The 21,069-nt window shown below is 51.3% G+C and carries 18 protein-coding genes; 12 read left to right on the top strand and 6 right to left on the bottom strand.

The features are described 5' to 3' along the window. Nucleotides 1-32 precede the first annotated feature (32 nt). The 3 genes from pgl (at nucleotide 33) to ABD949_RS00140 (ending at nucleotide 2,766) form a co-directional block, all read left to right on the top strand. The gene (gene pgl, locus ABD949_RS00150; RefSeq protein ID WP_345239441.1) at nucleotides 33-752 is read left to right on the top strand and encodes a 6-phosphogluconolactonase; all 720 of its coding nucleotides are present in this window, start codon (nucleotides 33-35) and stop codon (nucleotides 750-752) included. A gap of 187 nt (nucleotides 753-939) precedes the next feature. Then, nucleotides 940-1,821 carry an SDR family NAD(P)-dependent oxidoreductase gene (locus ABD949_RS00145; protein WP_345239439.1) on the top strand — a complete coding sequence of 294 codons (882 nt, stop codon included), beginning with the start codon at nucleotides 940-942 and terminating at the stop codon, nucleotides 1,819-1,821. Nucleotides 1,822-1,905: 84 nt separating this feature from the next. Continuing rightward, nucleotides 1,906-2,766, top strand: coding sequence for an SDR family oxidoreductase (locus ABD949_RS00140; RefSeq protein WP_345239437.1), 861 nt, complete (start codon nucleotides 1,906-1,908; stop codon nucleotides 2,764-2,766). 28 nt (nucleotides 2,767-2,794) lie between these two features. Here the strand turns inward: ABD949_RS00140 and ABD949_RS00135 are convergent, their stop codons facing one another. Further along, nucleotides 2,795-3,913: a trans-sulfuration enzyme family protein gene (locus ABD949_RS00135; RefSeq protein ID WP_345239435.1), complete on the bottom strand. Its 1,119-nt coding sequence runs from the start codon at nucleotides 3,911-3,913 to the stop codon at nucleotides 2,795-2,797. 113 nt (nucleotides 3,914-4,026) lie between these two features. On the opposite strand from ABD949_RS00135, the gene ABD949_RS00130 reads away from it, so the two are divergent. Next, nucleotides 4,027-4,863 (top strand): crotonase/enoyl-CoA hydratase family protein, encoded by an 837-nt coding sequence (locus tag ABD949_RS00130; RefSeq protein WP_345239433.1) that lies wholly within the window; start codon nucleotides 4,027-4,029, stop codon nucleotides 4,861-4,863. 81 nt (nucleotides 4,864-4,944) lie between these two features. Here the strand turns inward: ABD949_RS00130 and ABD949_RS00125 are convergent, their stop codons facing one another. Then, nucleotides 4,945-5,793, bottom strand: coding sequence for a hypothetical protein (locus tag ABD949_RS00125; RefSeq protein ID WP_345239431.1), 849 nt, complete (start codon nucleotides 5,791-5,793; stop codon nucleotides 4,945-4,947). Nucleotides 5,794-6,153: 360 nt separating this feature from the next. Between ABD949_RS00125 and ABD949_RS00120 the strand changes: the two genes are divergently transcribed. After that, complete coding sequence (locus ABD949_RS00120; protein ID WP_345239429.1) at nucleotides 6,154-7,047, top strand: SDR family oxidoreductase; 894 nt, start codon at nucleotides 6,154-6,156, stop codon at nucleotides 7,045-7,047. A 23-nt stretch (nucleotides 7,048-7,070) separates the two neighbouring features. Here ABD949_RS00120 and ABD949_RS00115 read toward each other — a convergent pair whose 3' ends face one another. Next, nucleotides 7,071-7,838 carry a class I SAM-dependent methyltransferase gene (locus tag ABD949_RS00115; protein ID WP_345239427.1) on the bottom strand — a complete coding sequence of 256 codons (768 nt, stop codon included), beginning with the start codon at nucleotides 7,836-7,838 and terminating at the stop codon, nucleotides 7,071-7,073. Between the two features lie 328 nt (nucleotides 7,839-8,166). Between ABD949_RS00115 and ABD949_RS00110 the strand changes: the two genes are divergently transcribed. From ABD949_RS00110 to rlmB, 4 genes are all read left to right on the top strand, one after another. Further along, nucleotides 8,167-11,004 carry an outer membrane beta-barrel protein gene (locus ABD949_RS00110; protein ID WP_345239425.1) on the top strand — a complete coding sequence of 946 codons (2,838 nt, stop codon included), beginning with the start codon at nucleotides 8,167-8,169 and terminating at the stop codon, nucleotides 11,002-11,004. 22 nt (nucleotides 11,005-11,026) lie between these two features. Beyond that, nucleotides 11,027-11,770, top strand: coding sequence for a GLPGLI family protein (locus ABD949_RS00105; RefSeq protein WP_345239423.1), 744 nt, complete (start codon nucleotides 11,027-11,029; stop codon nucleotides 11,768-11,770). A gap of 201 nt (nucleotides 11,771-11,971) precedes the next feature. Beyond that, nucleotides 11,972-13,261 carry a GWxTD domain-containing protein gene (locus tag ABD949_RS00100; RefSeq protein ID WP_345239421.1) on the top strand — a complete coding sequence of 430 codons (1,290 nt, stop codon included), beginning with the start codon at nucleotides 11,972-11,974 and terminating at the stop codon, nucleotides 13,259-13,261. Further along, a complete protein-coding gene (gene rlmB / locus ABD949_RS00095; protein ID WP_425576710.1) occupies nucleotides 13,234-14,028 on the top strand; it encodes a 23S rRNA (guanosine(2251)-2'-O)-methyltransferase RlmB in 795 nt (264 codons plus the stop codon). Before ABD949_RS00100 ends, rlmB begins: the two co-directional genes overlap by 28 nt. A gap of 151 nt (nucleotides 14,029-14,179) precedes the next feature. On the opposite strand, the gene ABD949_RS00090 is transcribed toward rlmB, so the two are convergent. Continuing rightward, nucleotides 14,180-14,554 (bottom strand): c-type cytochrome, encoded by a 375-nt coding sequence (locus ABD949_RS00090; protein WP_345239419.1) that lies wholly within the window; start codon nucleotides 14,552-14,554, stop codon nucleotides 14,180-14,182. Between the two features lie 210 nt (nucleotides 14,555-14,764). On the opposite strand from ABD949_RS00090, the gene ABD949_RS00085 reads away from it, so the two are divergent. After that, the gene (locus ABD949_RS00085) at nucleotides 14,765-15,502 is read left to right on the top strand and encodes a class I SAM-dependent methyltransferase (RefSeq protein ID WP_345239417.1); all 738 of its coding nucleotides are present in this window, start codon (nucleotides 14,765-14,767) and stop codon (nucleotides 15,500-15,502) included. A 6-nt stretch (nucleotides 15,503-15,508) separates the two neighbouring features. On the opposite strand, the gene ABD949_RS00080 is transcribed toward ABD949_RS00085, so the two are convergent. Then, nucleotides 15,509-17,197 carry a VRR-NUC domain-containing protein gene (locus ABD949_RS00080; RefSeq protein ID WP_345239415.1) on the bottom strand — a complete coding sequence of 563 codons (1,689 nt, stop codon included), beginning with the start codon at nucleotides 17,195-17,197 and terminating at the stop codon, nucleotides 15,509-15,511. A gap of 147 nt (nucleotides 17,198-17,344) precedes the next feature. Here ABD949_RS00080 and ABD949_RS00075 point away from each other — a divergent pair, with 147 nt between their 5' ends. Both ABD949_RS00075 and ABD949_RS00070 read left to right on the top strand, forming a co-directional pair. After that, a complete protein-coding gene (locus tag ABD949_RS00075; protein ID WP_345239413.1) occupies nucleotides 17,345-18,337 on the top strand; it encodes a DUF2157 domain-containing protein in 993 nt (330 codons plus the stop codon). Continuing rightward, entirely contained in the window at nucleotides 18,334-19,527 is a 1,194-nt protein-coding gene (locus ABD949_RS00070) for a hypothetical protein (RefSeq protein WP_345239411.1), read from the top strand. Before ABD949_RS00075 ends, ABD949_RS00070 begins: the two co-directional genes overlap by 4 nt. Here ABD949_RS00070 and ABD949_RS00065 read toward each other — a convergent pair. After that, nucleotides 19,524-20,666, bottom strand: a complete 1,143-nt coding sequence (locus ABD949_RS00065) for a redoxin domain-containing protein (protein WP_345239408.1) — start codon at nucleotides 20,664-20,666, stop codon at nucleotides 19,524-19,526. The genes ABD949_RS00070 and ABD949_RS00065 overlap by 4 nt on opposite strands. Nucleotides 20,667-21,069 lie beyond the last annotated feature (403 nt).

Raw genomic sequence — 21,069 nt, 5'->3', positions numbered from 1 at the left:
CCAACCCAGGGGGTTGGGGTAAAACATACCACATGAAACTCCAAACCTACAAAGACCCCACCGAACTCAGCCGCGCCGTTGCCGACTGGTTAGTCAGCTATATTGGGGAGGTGCTTGAGCGCCAGAACCGTTTCACCATCGCCTTATCTGGTGGTAGCACTCCCCAGAAGCTGTTTGAACTGCTGGCCACACCGCCATATCGGGAAACTATTGCCTGGGACCGCCTGCATATCTTCTGGGGCGATGAGCGCTATGTACCGTTTACTGATGAGCGCAACAACGCCCGCATGGCCTCCGAAGCCCTGCTGAATCATGTACCCATCCCGAAATCAAAAATCCACCACTGGCAGACGGATCTACAGCCGGAAGCGGCTGCTGCCGCCTACGGCCAACTGCTTCACCACTATTTCGACAAGCAAACCAGTACGTTTGATCTCGTCCTGCTCGGCATGGGGGATGATGGGCATACCCTCTCCCTGTTTCCAGGTACTGAGGTAGTGTTTGAAGACCAGGCCTGGACATCTGCTTATCACCTGAACGCACAGGATATGTATCGGCTGACGCTCACCGCTCCGGTAGTCAACCAGTCCGCCTGTGTAGCCTTTTTAGTGACGGGGCAGGGTAAAGCAACCGTGCTAAAAGAAGTTCTCCACGGTACGTATCAACCCGCCGTTTACCCTTCTCAGCGTATTCAGCCCGCCAACGGTGAGCTGATTTGGTTTGTGGATGAAGCAGCTGCGGGGCGTTTGTAGCAGGCAGTTCTCAGTAGGCAGTTAGCCGAAAATAGAACTGGCAGATTGCTTACCGTGTCTGCCTGCCGCCCACTGAGAACTGCTCACTGCAATCTGCCAACTGCATACTGCCTGCTAAAGAATTTACCTCTTCTCAAAACCCGCTGCACACCCGGATAGTTAAGGGGTAGGACTTAGATGAGAAGATATGCAGCGACCCCCTTTGTGCCTGATTACCGGCGCTAACTCCGGCCTTGGAAAAGTGACAGCCATTGAATTAGCCCGGAAAGGATTTGATATTATTATGCTCTGCCGGGACGAGATAAAAGCCCATCGTGTTCAGCAGGAAGTGCAGGCAGCCAGCAAAACCCGCAATGTATACCTGGTTCAGTGCGACCTCGGTGATATGCAGTCGGTCAGGCAAGCGGCCGGTGAGATAAACCGGCGCTTCGATCACCTTGATGTGCTGATTAACAATGCCGGCCGGGTTGTCAACGATTTGCAGTACTCACCCGGCGGTATTGAACTGACCTTTGCGACCAACTACCTCAGCCATTTCCTGCTGACGCATCTGCTGCTGGATTTGCTGAAGAAAAGCGAGGAAGGGCGAATCATCAATGTAGCCTCGGAACTGCACTACGCGGCTCCGTTTGACCTGGACAACATCGTTAAGCGTGACAAAAGCGACTACAGTGCCATTGGTGCCTACAGCGACTCCAAACTGGCAAAGCTTCTGTTCAATTTCGAGCTGGCCGACCGGCTGATGGACTACGGTATTACCGTCAACGCGCTACACCCCTGGCTGGTCGACAGCAATTTTGCCGAGGACGGCGACGCCAAAGGGCTGCTGCACCTGGCTTTTTCGGTGGCTAAGTTATTTGCGCCAGAACCTGAAACCATGGCGAAGACTCATATATTCCTGGCCTCTTCACCGGAGGTGCATTACGTAACCGGGCTATATTTTGCCCGCTGTAAGCCACTGGAGCCCAGCGACAAAGCCTTGAACCGGGAACTGGGCCAACAGCTTTGGCAGTTGAGCGAACAACTCACCGGCATTGAACAGCCAATCCCGCAGGCTCAGATAGTTTGATCGTTTGGCTGCCTGCCGGTTTCATAAACGGAAAACACCTATATTTCCTAAACTTAGCTTCTGCGATTTACCCAATTACACTATATGAATTCACGTCTCTGCCTGATTACCGGTGCTAATTCCGGTATCGGAAAGGTTACGGCTATGGAATTGGCCAAAAAGGGGTTTGACATCCTTATGCTTTGCCGGAATCTCGACACCTCCCGGCCTGTCCGGAAAGAAATAAAAGCGGTAAGTAAAACCGGCCGGGTGGATCTGATCTGGTGCGATCTGGCCAGTCAGCAATCCGTGATACAGGCCGCACGCGAAGTAGCGGACCGCTACGACAAACTTGATGTGCTGGTAAACAATGCCGGGTTGCTCATCGACAAAGAGCAATACTCACCCGAGGGTATCGAACTGACCTTCGCCATCAACCATTTAGGGCCGTTCCTGCTGACCAATATGCTATTGGATATGCTGAAGAAAGGTACCAATCCACGCATCGTTACGGTATCCTCAGAGGCCCACCGCTGGAGCAAAGCCTTTAAGCTTGACCAGTTGGCTAAGCCAAAATCATTCTCGGGCATGGGGGCTTACGGAGCCTCCAAACTTTGTAACATCCTGTTTGCCAAAGAACTCGCCGACCGGATCATGGATTTTGGCATTACGTCCAACAGTCTGCATCCGGGAGCCATTAACTCCAACTTTGCGAATGGTGCCACCAGTCTGACCGGGCTGATGTTCAAACTGATGAAGCCCTTCTTTATTTCACCGGAGAAAGGGGCCGAAACCAGCATTTACCTGGCTGGATCGCCTGAAGTGGCCAATGTAACAGGATTGTATTTTGATAAGTGTAAGCCCAAAACGCCGAGTCAGGAAGCCCGCAGCGACTTCTATGCGAAGGAACTCTGGAAACTGAGCGAGCAACTAACGCATTTGAATCCCCGATCTATCGCGGCCTGATGCGGCTTGTTTAAGCTCTCATTAGCTATTATGCCAGCGCCTGGGTCAGATCGGCAATCAGGTCGTCGGGGTGCTCAAGGCCGATGGAAATGCGGAGCAGGTTCTGTGGTGTGACGGTGTTGGGGCCTTCTACAGATGCCCGGTGCTCAATCAGTGTCTCCACCCCGCCCAGGCTGGTGGCTCTGGTAATTACCTGTAGCCTGCCTGCCAGTTGGGTCGCTTCTTCGGCTCCGCCTTTCACCTGAATAGATAGCATGGCACCCGGCAAAGTCATCTGCTCCTTAGCAATGGCGTAGCTTTGATGGCTCTCCAGACCCGGATAATGTACCTGTTCAATGGCCGGGTGTCCTGCCAGGAATTCGGCCACCTGCTGCGCCGTTTCCGACTGCGCCCGTACCCGGGTGGTCATGGTTTTGATACCCCGCACCACCATCCAGCAGTCGAACGGCGACGGTACCGCTCCGCCGATGGATTGCAGCCGCCGGGCGCGCTGGTACATTTCGTCTTCTTTTTTAAAGATCAGCGCGCCACTGAGCACATCGCTATGGCCGCCGAAGTATTTGGTGGTGGAGTGCATCACTACATCGCAACCCAGGTCGAGGGGCCGTTGCAGCACGGGCGTTGCCCACGTATTGTCGCAAATGCAAATAGCCCCGGCCTCATGGGCTATACTGGCTACCGTTCGAATATCCGTTATTTTGAGTAGTGGGTTTGAGGGTGTCTCGATCCAGACCAAGCGGGTATTTTCGTGAATGGATGCCCGTAGTGCGTCCAGGTCGTTCATATCGACGCGGGTGTAGGTGAGCCCCCAGGGGTGAAACAATTCTTCCAGCAGCGCTGGTGTGCCATAGTAGGAATCCTGCGTCACCACTACATGATCGCCGGGGCGCAGGGTTTGGAATACCGTCATGGTAGCTGCCTGACCAGAGCTGAACGCAATAGCCTGCACCCCACCTTCCATCGCAGCAATACTTTTTTCCAGCGCGTCTCGATTAGGATTATTATTACGGGCGTATAGGTATCCGTGGGCAAAGGAGCCGTCGGCCTCTCGCTCAAAAGTGGTAGTTAGGTAAAGCGGTGGCGTAACTGCCCCGGCGTTCAGGTCAGCCATGCGGCTGCTGTGGATAGCAAGCGTTTCGGGTTTCATGCCCCTAAGCTAAGTATAGATACCGCTTCCCGAAAAAACTTGGCCGAATAGTTCGCAAAAAACCAGCTACTTTCTACATTTAACCCAATCCGTATGCAGACATACCAATTACTATGGCTTCTTACCAATCGTTAACGCTTGAGTTAGCCGAGGGTGTTCTCACCCTAACCCTGCTAGGTCCGGGCAAAGGCAACGCCATGGGCCCGGAGTTCTGGGACGAATTACCCCGTGCAGTAGACGAAATAAACACGATGACCGACGCCCGTTGCATCCTGTTGCGGGGTAGCGGCAAGCACTTCAGCTATGGGCTCGACCTCAACACCATGATGCCCCGGCTAAAAACCATGCTGAGTGGATCTATGACAGCCGATAACCGCCTGGAATTGATGACTATGATCCGGCAGATGCAGTCTGGCTTTCAGAAGCTGTACGAGTCGCCCAGGCCGGTGATTGCCGCCATTCACGGCTGGTGCATTGGAGGTGGGCTGAACCTGATCTCGGCGGCCGACATCCGGCTCTGCTCCTCGGAGGCTACTTTCAGCCTTCGCGAGGCAAAACTGGGTATTATCCCGGATCTCGGAGGGTTGCAATGGTTGCCAAGGATTATTGGTGAAGGCTACACGCGGGAGTTAGCCTTTACGGCCAACGATTTTGATGCCGCCTTTGCCGAGAAAATCAGGCTGGTGAATCATATCTATGCCTCTCCCCATGAACTCTTTGACAAAGCTACCGAGATGGCCCGCCAGATTGCCGGCCTGCCGCAAACAACGGTGCAGGGCATAAAAAAAGTTTTAAACTACGGCGCCGGTAAATCCATTGAAGACGGCCTTCAGTACGTAGCCGTCTGGAACTCCTCGCAGCTTCAGTTTCAGGACTCCACCGAAACCATGGATGAGACGCTGGAGAAACGCAAAGCCGAATTCAACAAGAAGATCAGCAGAGGCTATTGATCGATCCCCTATAGATGCCTGCCGGAAACCAAAAGAGCCGTACGCCAGTCTGGCGTACGGCTCTTGAACAGGTGTTCGCGCTTAATTCACGCCACCAGTGTGGTGGGCAAAGTTCATTAAAGAGATGATGTAATCTTTGCTTTGGCTGTCGTACCGAATGGAATACTGAGTCGGGTATTCACCGGTTTGGGGGAAAGCAGCCGGCTGTTTGATATCGAAATTTCCTTTAGCACCATTCAGCAGATAGTCGAGGGTAATCATTGGTTCAATGAAGATGACTTCACTATTGTAACTACCATAAATCATCGTGCGCGTAAAGCCACCTGGCTGTTGAAACTCCGGCGAAGTCGGGTCAACCCAGTGCGTACCCATCGCCGGTACTCGTCCGGGTGTCTGTATATACCCCGCAGGCAGGTACTGAGGGGCCGGAGGATTAGGGTCCATCATGTCGCCCGGCAGGCCCGGTATAGCTTCGCGATCCTGACTGGGGATCATGTAAAAATGAAAGTCGAAGTGTGGCACTCCATAAAGAAATTCAGGCTCATGACCGTCTGGGTTCCAGTCCATTAGGACATGCTGGAATGGAGCAATGTTGAATTGTTTAGGGAACTGTAATACTTTCATGTACATTTCTCCCTTGTCTTTCAACAGCGCGATCAGCACTTTCTCGGATATTGCGATGCCAACCTCCGATAATTGGCCTGCTTTGGTGGCACTGACAAACGTACGTGCCACGCCACCGCCCAGCGGTACCGCCGGGCCGTAATGCGTCACCACTTTGTCGGCTCCAGCGCGGGCGTTTTGATTGCCGGAAGCGGGGGAAGCCGGGTTAAGGCCCGATTCTTTAGAGTCGCAACTGGTTAAGAGAAGAAAGGCAAAAGCGGACGTTGCCAGGCTTACCAGCCTGAACGGCCTGATTATGTTTCTCATACTTTACGTTTGGTTTTGGTTTAAAAAAAGGTTATTAACTAGCCAAATATCAACGAAAAATTGATAAATAATCAATAAAACAGCCTATTTGAACCGGCACTGAGTAGTGTATACGCGCCCAGATGCTCAAAAAGCACTTTCTTTTTAGGGAACGGTCATTACTACGTAGTTACCACCAAGTAATTTACGTAGATAGGTAGATAGTGCCTATACGAACTTACTCTGTGTAGCCGTTAAAAACTCTTTCGCGCTACCTCAGGTAGTCCACCTACTAATAAATGATGTATTCAGCACGGAGTTCAGAACAGTTCAGATTTTGGCTATATTACCCGCTTTACTTATATCAATAATCAGCAGACCATGAACCAGGGCATGCTCCGTGAGGGAGCCTTACAGGGAAAGACCATTATTGTTACCGGCGGAGGCACGGGCCTCGGCAAGTCTATGAGCCGGTATTTTCTGCAACTCGGTGCCAACGTTACCATTTGCAGCCGTCGGCAGAATGTGCTGGACGAAGCCGCGAAGGAGTTGATGGACGAGACCGGACGGTCCGACGGTTCGGGTCAGGTGCTGGCACTGGCCTGCGATGTGCGTAACCCGCAGGAGATCGAAAACGTCATTGCCGAAACCGTCAACCGCTTTGGCCGCATTGACGGCCTGCTGAATAACTCGGCCGGTAACTTCATCAGCCCTACCGAACGGCTATCGTACAAAGCCTTTGATGTGATTGTCGATATTGTGCTGCGGGGCACCTACTACTTTACGCTGGCCGTGGGCAAACACTGGATTGAGAACCAGATTAAGGGCACGGTCCTGAACATCTCCACCACCTACGCTCAAACCGGTTCAGGCTATGTGGTCCCCTCGGCCGTAGCCAAGGGCGGAGCGCTGATTATGACCAAATCGCTGGCGGCCGAATGGGGTAAATACGGCATCCGGCTCAACGCCATTGCACCCGGCCCATTTCCGACCAAAGGTGCCTGGGACCGATTGTTTCCCGAGCCACTGATGAAGCTGATGGACCCGACCAGCCGCATCCCGCTGAAGCGCGTGGGTGAGCACCAGGAACTCGCCAATCTGGCAGCCTACCTCCTATCCGACTTCTCTGGTTTCGTCACCGGCGAATGCATCACTATTGACGGTGGTGAAGTCCTGATGGCCGGTGAGTTCAATCACCTGGAACAGGTCAGCTCAGAGATGTGGGATGTGATCGAGCAAACGATTAAGCAGGCGAACCGGGCGAGTAAGTCATAGTTTTAGCGGGGCCGCTGAAACCTCTATTTCGTCGCGATATAAAAGAAGTCCAGACTGCCCGCCGGATCGTTGCTGACGAGGTAATCGGTGTAGTTGATTTCGGCCGCGATACCGTCCTGCTGGAGCAGTCGGTTGCGGTTGAAGCGGTTCATGATATCGTAAGGCACCTGCAGCATCCAGCGCGGCAGGCGGTATTGCAGGTTGAAGATGTCGAACCGGGTGATGCGCTCGACCGATTTTTTATTCTGCTCGTAGTAGGTCATTACCTTCTCGTTGCCGTGAACGCCTTTGGTCTCAACAGTTGGGAAGTACTTCTGCATTAGCCGCTTCAGCTCGTCGGCTACATATTCCCGCACGTGCCAGGGATTGCGGGTCAGGGAAAATGTGCGGTTGACGGTCGTCAGTAATAGTTTGCCGCCCGGCTTCAGTACGCGGTATGCTTCCCTGATAAACAGGTCGTCGTTCTCGATATGCTCGATTACCTGGAATGTGACAATATAATCGAAGGTATTGTCGACCAGGCCCAGCAGTGGCGGAATATTGGCCTGAATAAACGTTGACTGCGGGTACTCCTGACTTAGCGAGGCAATCAGGTCTGTATTTTTATCGATACCGGTATAGTGGTCTGCCGCCTGCGTCAGCAGTTGTAAGCCTCTCCCCCAGCCGCAGCCGATCTCCAACACATTGCCGCTCACGAGTTTGGCCGCTTCGACATAGGGGAACAACAGGCGCTGGTGAACTGGATTATCCGACGCAATCTCGGCTGAGGTAATTTCTGTGGTTTTGTACATTCGCTACGAAAATCTATCCAGAGGCTTTCCTATAATATTTCACACTGCTCTTATGGAAACCCCTCCTCCTTTGAATCAATAGGTAAAGTTAGCAATTAGCCGGCAAATAAGCGCATAGCACCATTGAGCCGCTCAAGGGTCTTTTTCAACCGCTTGTCCTTCAGATCGGCCCCAGAACGGATTCCGGTCGTATTTTTCACCAGTAAATAACACATTGCGCCTACCGTTAACTAAAGTGTTAGTTAATATTTGTTAAAAGATATCGGATTGCGTGCAACAATTTGTTAATTGCCTCATCTTTTGAAGAATTCCCAACCAACCTTCCTCTATGCGCCAACTTCTCTCTTTGTTACTGGTAATTGCCTGCCTGGGCAGTGCTTATTCCCAAACCACAGCCCGCTTTTCGGTGAAAGGCACCGTCGTTGATTCAGGCAGTACCGCGCTGGTAGGCGCTACCGTGATGCTGCTAACGCCCAAAGATTCGTCGCTGGTCAACTTCGGCCGGTCGACGGATAAAGGAACCTTCGAACTGAAGGGAAACAAGCGAATGCCTTACCTGCTGAAAATCTCTTATGTCGGGTACCTGCCTTACCAAAAAGAATTTACGCCCAGCGACGATGCCGTTACCGATCTGGGCAATATTGAACTGAAGCCAATTACCAAAGAGCTGTTTGAGGTGGTTGTGAGAACAGCCAAAGCTCCGCTGAGCATCCGGGGCGATACCATCGAGTATAACGCCAGTTCGTTTAAAGTGCCGCCCGGCTCTACGGTGGAAGAACTGCTGCGGAAGCTACCCGGTGTGCAGGTCGACCAGGAAGGAAACATTAAAGCGCAGGGAGAAGACGTAAAACGCGTAACCGTTGACGGTAAGACCTTCTTTGGCACCGACCCGAAACTGGCCACCAAGAACCTGCCCGCCGAAGCCATCTCGAAGGTACAGGTCTTCAACGACAAGACCGAAAAGGCGAAGATTACCGGCGTTGACGATGGGGTAAAAGAGAAAACGGTAAACCTTGAACTGAAAGAAAGTCATAAAAAAGGCGGTTTCGGTAAAGTTACCGCCGGGGTGGGTACCGATGCCCGGGCCCAAATCCGGGGTAACTACAACAAGTTCAATTCCAAAGAACAGTTCTCCGTCATCGGCTTTGGCAACAATACCAACCAGAGCGGCCTGTCCTGGGACGATTATCAGGACTTCCGGGGCAGCCAGTCGTTCAATTGGTCGGACCAGGGCGATTTTGGATTCAGTAACGGCGGCTATATCTTTTTTGGTGATGATAACGACAGTTTCGGGGTACCCGTCAACGGTGGAGGGCGCGATAACCGGGGTTTCTCCAAAAACTACGCGGGTGGTGCCAACTACAACTACGACACCAAGAAAACGAAGCTTAGCACCAACTACTTCTACAACCAGACGCAACAGACTCTCGACGCAGTATCGACCCGCGAGAACTTCCTGCCCAACGGCTCGCTCCGGACCGATATCGGCAGCAGCCGCATCAACTTCAACGGTATTCACCGGGGCAGCCTCCGGTTTGAGCAAAAACTCGACTCCACCAACACGCTGATTGTAATTGGCAACGGCCGGTTCAATAAAGGCGACGATAGCTTCAACAGTCTGGAGCAGTTCCGGCGCACAGGCAGTACGCTGAGCGGGCAGTCCCGGATCAATAACAGCAGCAACTACGATGCCTTTGCGCTCCAGACTACCGCCATTTTCACCCACCGGTTCCAGAAGAAAGGGCGTAATTTCTCGTTAAGTACGGCCTATAACCGCAATAACACCAATGGCGATGCAGACCAGCGCTCAGAAAATACGCTGGTTACCGACGGTACCAACCCGGTCAATCCGATTCGGACCATCAACCAGATCAACCAGACCAACAGCCTGCGCAGTGAGTTCAAGGCCAGCGCCTTGTATACGGAACCCATCTCGAAAAAAGTTTTCTGGGAGACGTTTTACAATTTCTCCTTCCGCCGGGACGAGGTTGACCGTGATGTGTTTGACCGCGTCGATCCAAACGAGGTTTTCAACGATAGCCTGAGCCGGTACTATGTCAACAACTTTACCTATAACCGCCTGGGCTCCAGCTTCCGGTACACCAACAAAGGGTTTAATTTCTCGTTTGGCGGGGCCGCGCTGAATTTCCACCAGGAGGGCCAGTTTACCCGCGATCAGTCGTCCTCAGCGGCTCCTACTACGGTAGGCCGTACCTTCTTTACGGTAGTGCCGAATGCTTCGATGAATTACGACCTGAAAAACAACCGGTACCTGCGGGCCAACTACAGCGTCAACATCCGCCAGCCGTCGACCCGTGACCTGCAGCCGGTGGTCGACAACAGCAATCCCCGGTACATTCAGGAAGGTAATCCCAATCTGCTGCCGCAGCTTACGCACAGCCTAAGCGGTGGCTACAACATGTTTAATCCGGCTACGTTTACCAACGTGTTTATCAACGTCAACTACAATTACAACATCAACCAGATTGTATACAATCAAACGGTCGATTCATTGCTGATTACCCGCACCCGGCCGATCAACATCGACGGTGGCCAATCCGTTGGGTCGTATGTCAGTTTCGGGTTCCCGCTGAAAAAGACAAAGAGTAACCTGAACGTCTGGTCGAACGTCAACTTTGGCAATAATCCAATCTATATCAACAACGTTCTTAACAAGACACGGTCGAATAACTATAACCTGGGTCTGCGTCTGGATTATACGCCAAGTGAGAAATTCACCCTATATACCAATGGTAACTGGAGCGTCACCAACACCAGTTACTCCATCAGTTCATTACAGAACCAGCGGATATACAGCTACAATTACAATGCCGATATGAACGTCCTGTTTCCGGCGGGTATTTACTTCAACGGCAATTTTAACTACCGGATTTACCAGAACAAGCGGTTTGGGTTTGACCAGAAAGTACCCATCCTGAACCTGTCGGTATACAAGGTTATTTTCAAGAATAAGCGGGGTGAAATCCGGCTTACGGCCTACGATGTGTTCAAGCGTAACCTGGGTATTACCCAATCGGCCTCCCAGAATTTTATATCGCAGGAACGCGTTCAGACGTTATCCCGGTACTTTATGCTCAACTTCACCTACAACATGCGCGGGGTGAAAGCCACCACCCGCCGGCAGGGAGGGATGATTATTTTCTAAGACCAAACGATGCTTAAATAATATGAAGAAATTCGTTTTTTTGCTGGCGGTGCTCTCCTGCCACCTCACCGCTCAGGCTCAGGAAGCGGGTGTTGTCACGTACGAACGGTCGCAGAGCTGGGTTAAGATTTTTTCACGGATGACATTTCTGAGTCAGGAGGAAAAAGACCGGATGAAGCTCACCTGGGGAAGCCGCGAAGACTGGAAAGTAAAGATGAAACTCTACTTCAGCCCGGAGCAAAGCCTGTATACCTACGAAAGCGATCAGGCTACATCCGATGACGGCCGCTACTCTTGGCGCCAGGATGAATTTGTCATCCAGCGAAATTTTGACAAGGAAAAGAAGCTTGAAATCATGGAAATGCTTGGCCGGACGTACGTTATTGACGATTCGCTGCGTACCCCCCGGTGGAAAGTCACCAACAAGATCAAAGAAGTAGCGGGCCACATCTGCATGAGCGCCGAAACGACAGACTCGCTGAAGAACCAGAAAATTACCGCCTGGTTTGCGCAGGATATTCCGGTGCAGGCGGGTCCGGAGCAGTATTTTGGCTTACCCGGATTAATCCTGGAACTGGACATCAACGACGGGGACGCCCTGATTACGGCAACCAAAGTCGAGTTTAAACCCATAGACAAGGAGATGCCAAAGCCGAAAGCCAAGGGTAAAAAGATCAGCGATAAGGAATACAAAAAGCTGATTGCCGACCACATCGCCGACAGTATAAAAGCCCAGCGAAATCCGTATTGGGCGATTCGGTACTAAATAGTTGAATGGTTGAGTGATAGAATGATGGAATGAATGCGTGCGGACCATTCAACCATTCTATCACTCAATCATTCTATCATTCAACTACTTAGTACCTGATTAATAGAAAAATAGTGTGCCGGTCAACTAATCGACCGGCTTTTTTCGTTTAATTTTGATACATACGATTGCCTGAAGACTTTTTATTCTTTATCGTCTATGCGCTTACTACCCTTATTATCTATATTTCTGATGTGTTCGGCCTGCGCATCGAATAAGAAAACGCAGCAAACGCAAACGAGCGTACCCCGCACTACGGCATCGGCCCCCATGGCGTCGGCAGCGTCTTCGGGTGAGTACACAATTACCGCTATTAAAGGTAAGTTTCTGAGCATCGACTCCACGGGAGCCCGTGTTTTCCTGAATGTGTATGGCCGTCGGCCCGGTGGGGAGCCATTGACTGTTGACGATTTAAGCTCCCACTTCCTGGTCAATTACGTCATGTACGCCGATTACAACAACCGGGATCGGCTTGGGTATGGCAATGTGCCCCTCAACGCACAATCCGTGGTGCCCGACGGCGATCATTTGACGATGATCTTCGACGTAAAAAAGCCGACAAATGCCAGCAACGCCGTATTGCTGACCGAAATTTCGGAAACCACCAGCGGCAAGAAGTCACTGAACGATATACCGATCCGGTTTAAAGCCACGAAGCTGAGCGACCGGTTTTCTTTGTATTCTCCTAACGGTCAGTTACCTCAACTGAAAAACTATGTCAATGTAAACGATACAGTAGTGATTCGGGATGTAGCTGGAACCAGCAAGCAACTTTACCTGTTCCGCTACAAGCACGACTTTGACCCGGCCCAGTCACCCATGAATACCTCGTCCCGGCCGGCTCCCAGGTCGCTGGCGGTAGATACGGCCTTGATGGTAATGACCAATCAGCCTATTCAGTTACCGGAAGAAGGGCTTTATTTCTTCGTGGAAGACACCACCGATGCTGCGGGCTTAGGCCTGGTAGCGGTCGACAAGCGGTTTCCGCGTATCACCCGGCCCGAGAAGCTCGTTAAGCCGGTGCTCTACATGAGCACCAGCCAGGAGATTACCGAGCTGAACAATGCCACCGACGCCAAAAAGGCGCTGGACCGCTATTGGTTAAGCCTGATGTCGGGCAATGAAGAGGTAGCCCGACGGGCGATCCGGGCGTATTACAACCGGGTAGAAGAAGCCAATAAGCTGTTTACCACCTACAAGGAAGGCTGGAAGACCGACAAAGGCATGATTTACATTGTTTTGGGGCCACCCGACCGTGTACAACGCAGCCGCGATCGCGAGGTGTGGGTATACACGAAAAGGGCCAACGTCTCAGAAATTAATTTTACGTTTAACAAAAGACCTAATCAATTTGTCGAGGACCACTATGAACTGGTTCGGTACGTAGAGTACCAACCCATCTGGTACCCGATTGTAGAAGCATGGAGAACCGGGGCAATTCGCGAATAAATCGTTCGGAGGGGAACCGATCCCGTCCAGTCTTTCGTCCGGAACCGGATGAGATGGTATTTGGTGTACAGTCGGTGATGGAGACCCTGAAATCGGGGCAGGAGATCGACCGGCTGCTGATGGATAAGGGGTTCAGCCACCCGGAAATCCAGCAACTGGCTTACGAGCGCCGGGTGACCATTCAGCGGGTGCCGGTAGAGAAGCTGAACCGGCTGACGCGCAAGAATCACCAGGGCGTTATTTGTTTTATCTCAGCAATCAATTACGTCAAGCTGTCCAACGTCATTGCCGATGTATACGAAAAGGGAATAACACCCTTTTTCCTCTTGCTCGACCGCATCACCGACGTGCGTAATTTTGGAGCCATTGCCCGCACGGCCGAATGCGCGGGGGTGCAAACCATTGTAATTCCCGGCCGGGGATCGGCGATGATCAACGCCGACGCGATGAAAACCTCGTCGGGTGCCTTAAACCACATCGCTGTTTGCCGGGAGTACGATCTGGTCGGTACCATCAATTACCTGAAAGATTCGGGCATACAGGTAGTGGCCTGTACCGAAAAGAGCTTCCGCGACATATATACCGCTGATCTGTCGGGGCCAATTGCCATTGTGATGGGTTCCGAGGAGGACGGTATTTCTCCCGAACTACTCAAACTGGTGGATACCCACATCCGAATTCCTATGTTCGGTGAAGTCGGTTCGCTGAACGTGTCCGTTGCAACCGGCATTGTGCTCTACGAAGTGGTACGGCAGCGGAGTGTTTAGGGCAGGCAGTGGGCAGTTCTCAGTAGGCAGAGTTAGGGGAGCAAAATAAAAGGAAAAGCGCCAAATCGACAGATAAGGCGCTTTTTGATTTGTGTATCAATTGAGCATTCTGCCTACTGCAAACTGCTCATTGCCTACTAAAATCTGCCTACTAAGACTTCTTGGCAGCTGGCTTCTTAGCCGGGGCTTTTGCCGGGCCACCTGCCAACGAGTTAATCCATCCGGCGATCTTCAGCGCGTCTTCCTTCGGCACCTGCTTCATAGGAGCCATCGGCGGATAGCCTGGCCAGTGTTCCGGCTTCGGGTTATAAATCAGGTCAACAATCTGCTGATTGGTATATTTCTTCTTCGCTACATCTTTGTAGGCAGGGCCAACCAGACGGGTATCTGCGTTGTGACAGGCCAGGCAGGTATGCTTGCTGAGCAGCGCATTAATGTCATCCGGCACTTTGGTCTGCGCCTTGGCGGAAAAAGATAGCACGGCCAGCAGAGCCGTAGCCAGAAGAGTTCCAAGCGTTTTTTTCATTAGAAAACTAAGTTAAAAGGCAATAGAGTGAAACAAAAGCGTTCAAACAGGCTGAATGAGACTAACAAAATTAAACTGAATACCTGTATCAGCCAATTTTATAACAACTTTTTGCAACATCAGCCTCCTGTTAGACAGAACAACCTGCCGGGGGTTTAATTAGGGATAAAAAAATTTCAGATTTTTTAGAGTTCTTCCTCACGTACCCTTATGTCTCCAGTCGACCGCTTCTCGGGCCATGCCGATTTATACCAGCAATACCGGATCGATTATCCGGCTGAGTTGTACAACTACCTGTTGTCGTTTGTCACAAACCGCCAGCGGGCCTGGGACTGCGCAACGGGTAACGGCCAGGTGGCGGTTATACTGGCTGATTATTTTGCTGAGGTAGAAGCCACAGATATTAGTCAGGCGCAACTAAGCAAAGCCGTTCAGCGCCCTAACATCCGCTACCAGGTAACGCCGGCCGAGCATACCCCGTTTCCTGACCAGCACTTCGACCTGATTACGGTTGCGCAGGCGCTACACTGGTTCGATGTCGAAGCGTTTCACCAGGAGGTCATACGAGTAGCCAAACCGGGAGCTATCGTTGCCGAATGGATGTACGGCGTTGCCTTAGTGGATGCTAGCCTTGACGCCCTGATTCAGGATTTTTACCGCAACCGGGTTGGCCCTTACTGGGACCCGCAGCGACGCCACATCGACGAAAACTACGTAAACCTGCCTTTCCCGTTTGCCGACGTCCAGCAGCGCCAGTTCACCATTCACCGCCACTGGACCGCCGAACGTTTCCTGAACTACCTCCGCACCTGGTCCGCCGTGCAGAACTACATCCGCCAGCACCAAAACGACCCGGTGAAGTATCTGGCCGAAGAGCTTTCAGGAGTATGGGGAGAAGAGGAGAAAGATGTGAAGTTTCCGGTAGTGTTGCGGGTGGGGCGGCTGTAATGTACATTACACCTCCCACACCACCCGCACAACCTTTCCCTTAACGCCAATTGACTGAAAGTACTGTAGCCAGTGCAATTGCTGGGCCCCCAGGTGGTCGGTTGGAGATTTAACTTCAACGAATTCGTACTGGCCGTCTTCCTGCCAGATCAGCAGATCCGGAAAACCACGGGTATTCTCGCGGAGACTGCGGGCCATTTCCAGTAGAATTAGCCTCAACTGCGCCGGTTCGAGCAGGGCGACAAGCCGGTGGACGAGTGAAAGGAGTTCTTCGTTCCAGTCGACCAATACGTTGGTGATGCCGTGCTTCTCGTTGTATATCCGCTCGGTGTGTATGCGCCAATCGTCGGCAGTAGCCAGTTCGCTGAGTCGCTTTTTAATCAGGTCCTCCCGCTTCATGTAGAAGTCGGGCAGGTAGAAGTCCGAAGGCGTGCGCTGCAACGGGTGATGGATGGCCTGCACGTTGGCATCGTAAATAATATCCCAGAACACCAGTCCAAAGAGGCCCCGCCAGGGATAATTTTCCGTAAAGGCAGCATCGTACCCTTCTTCCAGGTAATAGGCCATCACGCCGGCTTCGACATGGTGGCGGTAAGCCGCCGGTATTGACACACTCTCGGCATCGGACAGAAACCGGGTAGTCGATTTTTTGCTGCGCTTCTTCTCCCCCGCACTCAGCATCTTTTCGCGGAAGTCATTGGCGAAGAACTTCTCCTCCGCATTCTGCGGGGTGACAGCAATTTCGTCGCAAAGCGCCAGCGCTTCGTCAATCATGCCGTAGCGAAACAGAAGGCGCACGCGCCGTTCGCGGGCCGGTACCCGGTCCGACAGTTCGTAAACCGCCAAGGCCTGCTCCGGCAGCTTCTGCTTTTCCAGAAAGGCGCCTACCCGGACGACCAGCTTTTGGTAACCGGGAATGGCAATCTCCGTCAGTTCCGGGCGGGTTTCGTTCCAGTTCAGAAACCAGTTGTAAATATCCTCCGCCGGCGTTTCGGCATCTTTCAGCTCTCGAAACTCTTCGTTGGTGAGCGAGATCAAGAGTTTATCCTCTACCTCCTTACGGGTACGGAAACGAGCCGTCAGTTTTGACTCATCGTAGCGCTCGAAATTCACCATCCCCAAATCCCGAATCACAAACTCCGACATATCCGACGAACGGTTGCCGAAGAACAGGTACTTCAGCATCATCACCTCGGCCTCAAAATTCATCCGCACCACCGTCTCACGGGTAGTCAGGCTGGTGACAACCTCACCAAAATCCAGCTCGTGCAGGGCGTAGCGTACCACATCCTCTTTTTTCTGCTTGGCAAGGGGTTTCAGTTCCTCCGGCTCAAGGGGCAGCAGTTCCAGCAGTTCGGGTTTGGTAAATGTATTGAGGACTTCGGCACCCATAATCTCGTGGTGCGCCGAGAGCCGCTCTACAAAGCCGCTCAACAGCAGTTCACCTAACGCAGCCGGTAATTCCTCTATTTCCTTATAGCTTAGTTTATTAACCCGAAAGAAGGTCCCTTTTCGATTGCTGAACCGCACAAACAGACATTGAGCATCTTCGGTCAGCGCGTCGAAGCGCCGGACGAAATCCCACTCCGCTTCGTTCATCAGGCTGCCGTAAAGCCGCTGTACAAAGTCGAGCAGATACCGAAAATTTCCGAGATAATATTTAGAGGGTAATTCTATTTTCTGACGCCCAACCATAAACCTATTGCGTTCTACAGCGTTCCTTATAGGAATATAACAAAAATATGACGGTATATGTCCCCAAGGGAAACCTCAATTAGCAGGACGTATATTGATGTTCGGAAGACGGCCGGTTGTTCGTCCAACCGTTTTTGACAAAGCAGCATGAGTCCCAAAACCATACTCGATGAACTGGGTCAGCGAGGGCTACTCACGAGAGAGCAACAAACCGCTATTGCCGATATAGAGGATGAACGGCCGTTCTCGGTGCATTTTGAGTTACGGTCTATTTTATACGTGGGGATCCTCCTCTTTGCAATGGGTTTCGGTCTGCTGATTTACGACAACATCGACCGCATCAGCCACAGCGCCGTTGTGATTACCATGAGCGTGCTGTGTGCGCTCTGCTTCGCCTTTGCCTGGTATTACCGGCCGCCGATGAGCAACCGGCACGTCAAAAGCCAGTCACCCTTCGGGGACTACGCCCTCATTCTGGGCTGTCTGCTGTTTCTGACGCTGGAAGGCTACCTGCAATACCAGTACAACCTGTTTGGCGAGCGCTACGGGCTGGTTACCATCATCCCGGCGGTGCTGTTCCTGATCCTGGCCTACCGATTCGACCACCGGGGGGTGCTGAGCATGGCGCTGGTTGCCCTGATTTCCTGGATTGGGGTCACCATCCGGCCGCTGAATCTTTATTTCAAAGGCAACTTCTTCGACCTGAAGATTACCTTCTCGGCCATTATTCTCAGCCTGGTGCTGATCGGGGCCGGCATGTTTCTCGAACGGCAGCTCATTAAGCGGCATTTTACTTTTACGTACCTGACCATTGCCGGTAACCTGTTGCTGTTAGCCCTGGTAGCAGGGGTATTTAACTTCGACGACCTGCGAATAATGTTTGCGCTGGGGCTGGCAGCCGCCTGTTTTCTGTTCGATCGCTATGCCCGGTACAATTATGCCCGTCGGGGCCGCTCACGTCGGGAGAAAGCGTTTCTATACGCCTTGATGAGCTCGATATACGGTTATATCGGATTCACCTATCTCCTGTTTCATTATATGGAACCAAACAACTACGTAGGCACCCTGTATTTTTTGCTAACGGGTATCGGGTTGGTGATGTATCTGCTCCATTACCGAAGAACCCTGGTAACAACATGAAAGCATACAACGAAGAATGGATCTATAACCGCGAGATTATCAACCAGGCCCAGCGCTGGCACCGGGAGGGACTGGTAAATGATTCCCAATTGGCGGTTATTAAAGAGACATACCCGGTCAAGTTTAGGGATACCAGTGCTTTTGTGGAGATTGGGTTGTTTCTCTTCTCCATTGTAGCGGCCAGTGGCGGGTATGCCCTGTTAGGGCTCATTCTGTCGGATGTACTCCAGGAATCGTTCGCTACCGGATTATTTAATATTCTGCTGGGGATTGGCATCGGCTTTTTTGTGGAGTTCCTGATTCGTAAGCAGGGTATGTTCCGCAACGGGGTCGATAATGCCTTGATCGCCTTCATGACGGCCCTGCTGGTTATTGGCCTGAATGTCTGGCTACCGGATGAAACGCCGGTATGGTCACGCTGCCTGGTGTCACTGCCGGTGCTGTTTGCGGTGGTCTGGTATTATGGCGACCTGATTGTGATGTTTGGTTTAATTAGTGCCGTATATACGCTGGTGTTCGACCTGCTCAACGATACCGCTTCAGCAGACCTCCTTATCCCATTAGTCATGATGGCGCTCTCGGCAGGGCTATACTGGCTGGCGTTGCGACTGGACCTTTCGTTGCGGTCAAAGAAAAATGTCTACTGGTCCGATGCCCTGAATCTGGCGCAGTGGATGACGCTCAGTCTGTTGCTGATCAACGGCAATTATTTCTTTGTGCGGGAGGTATTGTCGTTTTTGCTCAAACCCGACCTAAACCTGCGGGGCGCGTTTAGCGGTGCGTCCGAGATTGCACTGTCGTGGCTTTTCTGGCTGTTTACGTTTGGGATTCCGTTGCTGTACGGGTTTATCGGCACCACGCGCAAAAACCGGATGTTTCTGATCTTAGCCTGTCTGGGCACAGCGGGCGCGATCGCTACCGCCCGCAACTATATCGGCGTACTGCCCTGGTCGGTTCACCTGACCGTAAGCGGATTAATTCTGGTGTTGATAAGCATACCGCTCATCCGGTACCTGCGGGAGCCCCGCTACGGCTTCACCGATGTCCCTGACGAAGACTCCCCCAAAGAGTTTTTCCTGGATGCCGAAACGGTCGGCGCTATTCAGGCGGCAGCCTCTACCCAGCCCCCCAAAGGCCTCAGCTACGGCGGGGGTGATTTCGGCGGTGGCGGAGCTGGGAAGGAGTATTAGTGTGATGGAAATTTTTTAAAGAGTTCTGCTAACTTATCTTTCAGCTTCTCTCGTCTCAGATCACGGCCAATGATTATACCATTTGAATCAATTAAAAAGTTAGATGGCATAGCGGGAACGTTATAAATTAACACGCCTTTGTTATAGGCTCCTTTCAGATCAGAAAGTTGGGGCCATGGTAATTGGTCTTGCTCGACCGCTTTCCTCCATCTGTCCTTATCGATATCTAATGAGATACCAATAATTTCTAATTCTTGTGGGTGATATTTTTTATAAAGCTCGACCATTTGCGGATTTTCAGCTCGACAAGGAACGCAACCTGAACCCCAAAACTCAAGCAACACATACTTACCTTTATAATCAGATACCTTCACTGGATTCCCAGCTAAATCGAATTGAGTAAAATCGATATAGTGGTTGCCAATAGCTAAATCCTGGCTTAATTCCAGATATTCTCTGATGCGTTGCCCAATAGCGGATCTTTGTAGCCGATTGGATAATCCCAAATAAAGTGATTGTATCTGTGACTTAGGTAGGTCTTTGGTTAGAGTAAACAATCGAAGGAACTCAGCACTTACATAGGAATCTGGGCTCTGCTTAATAAATTCAATTTTGATAGCTTGAGTCTGAGTTTCTAGAGCAATAAATCCATTTTCTACTTCCCTCCTAGCTACCGAATCTTTGTACTGTAGCTTTCGCTTTAGAGCGGTTAGACTATCTCTTTTCTGATGAAAAGGTACTAAAAGGGCTTTATAGCGACGATGCTCATCCTCAGTTTTCGATCCGCTAAGTACCGCTTGTTTGAATTGCAACAAAGTACCGGATAAATGAACCGTATCATTATCCACCCAGAAAAAACCGACAGCATGATAGTCAGGAAGCGCAGTAGAAATGGCAAGTTGTTTCGGCTCAATCCGCTTGCCTCTTAGCACGAATTGATTGTTCTTGGAAAAAGTTGAATCAATATCTTTTTGTGTATCGTAGTCAAATAAGAATAATTTGGTCTGATCCTTTAGTCCTTCAATCCTGCCTATAATAGTAAATTGGCGTTCGTGATCTGGGTTTTGGAGCGACTGACCATAACCAATTATATTGATCAGCCATAGGAACAGGATTGAAGAGGCTCGATTTAAGTCCATACCTTTTTATGAATATAGATAAAACTTTTTAAAGTCCATGCCTAGGCGGTGTTCGATTTACATGTACTGTCCTACTCCGCTATTAACAACCCTGCCATTGTTGCTCTCCGATACAATTTAGGAAATATAATTGAGCCAATAAGAAGACACGGCCTGTCTGCCAATCTCCAACTGCTCGTCCGCGATTGTAACGCGAGACAGGCGAGGTGCGCGTCTATGACGCGAGTAGACTTTTGGCCAACTCAATATAAGGCAGGTAAGAATCGCGTTACAATGGCGGACGAGCAGCGAACCACACCGGCAATCCTTTAATTCGGTTCATTTTGCTGGTCAATCAGCAGGCAACTATTCTGGCCACTACCCTGGATGATGCGGTCAGAATCATTCAAAAGAAATAGAAAGC

The organism is Nibrella saemangeumensis, assembly GCF_039541915.1.
Lineage (GTDB): Bacteria > Bacteroidota > Bacteroidia > Cytophagales > Spirosomataceae > Nibrella > Nibrella saemangeumensis.
Note: the sequence above shows the minus strand (reverse complement) of the source record. Positions and strands in the feature narration are given on the sequence as shown.